Source organism: Actinomyces sp. MRS3W (genome assembly GCF_032465695.1).
Taxonomy (GTDB): domain Bacteria; phylum Actinomycetota; class Actinomycetes; order Actinomycetales; family Actinomycetaceae; genus Actinomyces.
In genome coordinates, this window is record NZ_JAWDJJ010000137.1 from 1 (window position 1) to 4754 (window position 4754).

Consider the following 4754-nt stretch of genomic DNA (forward strand, 5'->3'; position numbering starts at 1 on the left):
GTCGGGCAGGTGTCGCAGCGCCCGACGGGCCGTGGGGGTCAGGCCGTCGGCGTCGGGGCGCTCCTCGGGGACGACGGCGGTGCGGGTGCCGTGTTCCGGGCGGGACGGGGGCGTGGTGGCGGTGGTGGTAGGGCGGTCGGTCATCGGCCTAAGCCTGCCACGCGGAACGCAAGCGAGGCCGATCACCGGGCAGACCGCCTAGAGTGTCCCTATGTCGTCCCACCGCACTCGTATGCCCCGCGCCGGTAGCCGGCCGCGGCGCACGACCGCGCGCTCACTGCCGGTTGTCGACGAGACCAGCGCGGGCGGGCTCATCATCGACGTTCAGGATGGCCGGGCCGTCACCGCCGTCATTGCGCGCCGCAACCGCGGCGGCCGACTGGAGTGGTGCCTGCCGAAGGGGCACCTGGAGGGTGAGGAGACCGCCGAGGAGGCGGCCGTCCGCGAGATCGCAGAGGAGACCGGTATCACCGGTCGAGTCCTGCGACACCTGGCCACGGTCGACTACTGGTTCGCCGGCGAGGACCACCGCGTGCACAAGGTCGTCCACCACTTCCTCCTGGAGGCACTCAGTGGTCATCTCACCACCGAGAATGATCCCGATCACGAGGCGGAGGACGTCGAATGGGTGACCCTGGACGACGTCGCCCGGCGGCTGGCCTACCCCAACGAGCGCCGCATCGTCGCCGCGGCCAAGGAGATCCTGGTGGGGGACGGGTGAGCCGCATCCCGGCCCTCCACCCGACCAGGCCAGGTGCCGTGGTGCGGGTATTGACGGCGATGCTGTCGGCGCTGCTCCTCTTGGTGGCGCCGACTGCGCAGGCCGTCGTTCCCGGCGCCGGCCCGTCCGTTTCCGTTCAGCCCGCGACCGTCGATGCGGTTACCGAGGGGCGGGTCACCCTGTCCGTGACGAAACTGACCCCCGAGGTCATTGGCTCCGGAGAGGACGTGACGCTCACCGGCACCATCACCAACGGCACCGAGGAAACGCTGAAGGACCCCATGCTCGTGGTCCAGATGCAGTCACGCACCGCCCTGACGACGACGGAGCTGACCTCCTGGCTGGCGGCGGAGCACGACACGCCCCTGGCCACCGTCAAGCTGGAGTCGCTGACCGAGGCGGTGGCCCCCGGGACGGAAGTGAGCTTCACCGTCACCCTGAGCTCGGAGAATCTCCCGCTGACCGACACCGACCAGTGGGGTCCGCGCGGCGTGCAGGTGGCCTTGACCCAGGGGTATACGACCATCACCCAGGATCGCACCATCCTGCTCTGGAATCCGGGCGTGCGGGTTAGCCCCGCCCGGGTGACCGCCTTCGTGCCGGTGACGGCATCCCCCCAGGAGCTGCTGGCCCTCACCGCAGCCGAGCCGGCCGAGGTACCGGTGTCCTCCGCCTCGGCCGACGACGACGCCTCGACCGCCGACGCCGACGCGGATTCCGGCCAGACACTCTCCTCCCTGCGCGAGCGGGTGCTCGGGCTGCTGGACCTGGCGGACGACGGCGTCGTTCTGGCCGTGGATCCGGCCCTGCTTGCCGCCCTTGGCCTGAGCTCCGCTGCCGCGCAGGCAACCGCCACCGGCACCGCGGAAGCTTCACCCGACCCCACCGACGCCGCAACTGCCACAGCGGATTCAACCGACTCCACCGCGGAGTCCACCGACGCTGACGCCACCGCGCTCCGGGAGGGCCTCGCCGCAGCCCTCGCGGCGGGAGACGTCGTCGTCCTGCCGTGGGCCGACGCCGACCTGGCCGCCCTGGCCCACCTGGGCGAGAATGACCTCATCGACTCCGCCCTCACCCGCGCCGCGAGCTCACAGGCGGCCCAGGAGGGCGCCGCCACCGACCTTGTCTGGTCCACCGGCGCCCTGGACACCACCACGCTCGCGGCCCTGCCGGATTCGGTCACCACCGTGCTGGCCGCCCCCGGCGACGCCCCGGTGGCGGAGGACCTCACCTACACGCCGTCGGGCACCATGATTTTGGACGGGCGCACCCTGCTCATCCCGGACGCGGGGCTATCCGCGGCGATTAGCGGCAATCTGGTGACCACGGAGGGCGACGCGGATCTGTCCGATCTCAACGCGGTCCAGTTGCTGCGCAGCGAGACCGCCATCCTCACCCGTCAGGCACCGGCCATGAGCCGCGATGTCATCGTGGCGGTGTCCCGCGAGGATGCGGCGCGCACGGACCCCGCTACGCTCCGCGAGCGCCTGACCGCCCTCACCTCGTCAACCTGGACCCAGGCCCAGGACTTGAAAGCGCTCACACAGACGGCCGCCGAGTCCGCGGCGGAAGGCAGCGAGGCGATGCGCATGCCGCTGCCGGAGTCGACCACCGGCGAGGGCGAGTTGACGGCGATGACCCTGGCGGCGGCGCGCGCGGCGTCCACCCGCCTGGAATTGGTGGCGTCGATCTTGAGCGACCCGGATGGCGCCCTCGGCGTGGCCACCGATGTCATCGCCCTGGCCACCTCGGCGTCCTGGCGCACGGATGGGCCCGCCTGCACCACCATGATCGCGCAGGCCCGCAATCGGGGGGAGACGGTCACCGAGGGGCTGGCGGCGGCGCCGTCGAGCACCATCAACCTCATCGCTGCGGCCGCCGATCTGCCCGTGCGCATCGTCTCCTCCCTTGGTCAGGATGTGACGGTGCGCGTGCATCTGGAGTCGAGTTCGCCCCGGCTGCAGACATCCAAGGACGTCACCGTCACCGTTCCCGCGGGCGGGCAGACCACCGCCAGCGTGCCGGTGACCGCCGTCGGCTCCGGTGACGTCGACCTGACCATTGAATTGCTGGCCGCCGACGGGACCAGTGTCGGCACGCCCTCAACGGTCCACCTGCGGGTGCGGGCCGACTGGGAGAATGTCGGCACCCGCATCCTCAGCGGGGTCCTGGTTGTCCTACTCGTCGCCGGCATCATCCGGACCGTGCGCCGGGGACGCCGCACCGCCACACCCAGGGAGCGCACATGAAGCAGGACGGGGCGCAGACCCGGACCTCGAGCCACACGCCGCAGGAGGCACCGTCCAAGGCGGCGCCGTCGATCGCCCGGTCCAGCGCCGTCATGGCCGCGGGCACGCTTACCTCCCGCATCCTGGGCCTGGTGCGCAATGCGTTGCTGGTCACCGCCCTGGGTGCCACCGCCTCCGGCGCGGCGGATGCCTTCAACACGGCCAACACCGTGCCCACGCAGCTGTACAACCTGCTCATCGGCGGCATCCTCAACGCCATCCTGGTGCCGCAGATCGTGCGCGCGCTGCGGCAACGCAATGGGGAGGAGCTGGTCAACCGGCTGCTGACCGCGGCCTCGCTCCTCATTGCCGCGGTGGCGGCGCTGCTCACGGTGGCCGCGCCCCTGGTCATCATGCTGTACGCCTCGGGCTTGGGCCGGTGGCAGCCGCTCGCCTTCGCCTTCGCCTTCTGGTGCATGCCGCAGATCTTCTTCTACGGCCTGTACGCCCTGTGGGGTCAGGTGCTCAACGCTCGCTCCAGCTTCGGGCCCTACATGTGGTCGCCGGTCCTCAACAACATCATCTCGATTGTCTCCATCCTCGCCTACCTGCGTATTTACGGCGGCTACACCTCCGGCCAGGATCCGAGCATCTGGGATGCGGGGCGCATCGCTCTCATCGGGGCGACGACGACGCTGGGTATCGCCGCGCAGGCGCTCATCTTGTACATCCCGCTCGTGCGTTCGGGATTCCATCCGCGGATCATCTTCGGGGTGCGCGGCACGGGCCTGGGCAGCATGTCCCGGGTAGCCCTGTGGGCGCTGCTGGGCACGGGGATTGTCAGCCTCGGTGACCTGGCCGCCATCAACCTCGGCTCCCGCGCGGTCACGGCCGCGGAGTCGGCCGCCTACGCGGATGTGATCGTTCCGTCCACGACGATGTATGCCAACGCTCAGCTGGTGTACATGCTGCCGCAGTCGCTCATCACCACCTCGATCATCACCGCCTTGTTCACGCGGATGAGTGAGAAGGCCGCCGCCGGTGATCGGGAGGGGGTGCGCGATGACCTCTCGCTGGGTCTGCGCTCCATCGCCGTGTTCACCGTGCTGTTCGCGGCGGGCATCGGCACGCTGGCGGCGCCCGCGCTGCAGGTGTTCGTCCCCTCGATCTCCTGGGCCGAGGCCAATGCCTCCGCCCCCATCCTCACGGTGCTGGCGATTGGCATCGTCGGGCAGGGCATCTGGTTCACCATGCAGCGGGTCATGCTCGCCTACGCGGACACCAAGCGTCTGCTCATCGCCGACACCGTCGTCGGCATCATTCCCATCGTCATGTGCGCGGGCGCCTATCTGCTGGCGCCGGCCACCTCCTGGATGGTGTGGGCGGCGGTTGGCTCGGCCACCTGCCAGATCGCCGGGTTCCTCACCCTGGTGCCATTGATTCGCCGCCACCTGCCGGATCTGGACAGCGCCCGGGTCATCAGCACCTATGTGCGCCTCATCATTTCGGCGTTGCCGGCCGTACTGGTGGGACTGCTCATCCGCCGCCTGCTCGACCCGGCAGGGGGCTCACTGAGCGGCTCGCGTCAGGTCGACGCCCTCGTGACCATTCTGGTCGCGGCCGTGTGCATGTCGGTGACCTATCTTGTGGCCGCCAGGCTGCTGCGGGTGGAAGAACTCAACGTCTTCTTCAGCCCGCTCTCCCGCATGGTGAGCAAGCTCGGGCGGATGCTGCCCGGCGGGCTGGGGCGGGCGATCACGCGTCTGGGCACCGCCCTGGCACCCACCGCCCCCACCAAGCCC

Annotated in this window: 3 protein-coding genes; all 3 read left to right on the plus strand. The window is 70.2% G+C overall.

Annotation, left to right across the window (positions count from 1 at the left end):
* Positions 1-211: 211 nt before the first annotated feature.
* Complete coding sequence (locus tag RWX45_RS04790; RefSeq protein WP_316022629.1) at positions 212-721, plus strand: NUDIX hydrolase; 510 nt, start codon at positions 212-214, stop codon at positions 719-721.
* Entirely contained in the window at positions 718-2973 is a 2256-nt protein-coding gene (locus RWX45_RS04795; protein WP_316022630.1) for a DUF6049 family protein, read from the plus strand. The genes RWX45_RS04790 and RWX45_RS04795 overlap by 4 nt, the downstream gene beginning before the upstream one ends.
* A partial coding sequence (gene murJ / locus RWX45_RS04800) for a murein biosynthesis integral membrane protein MurJ (RefSeq protein ID WP_410050675.1) occupies positions 2970-4754 on the plus strand: 1785 nt, incomplete at its 3' end. The genes RWX45_RS04795 and murJ, both read left to right, overlap by 4 nt.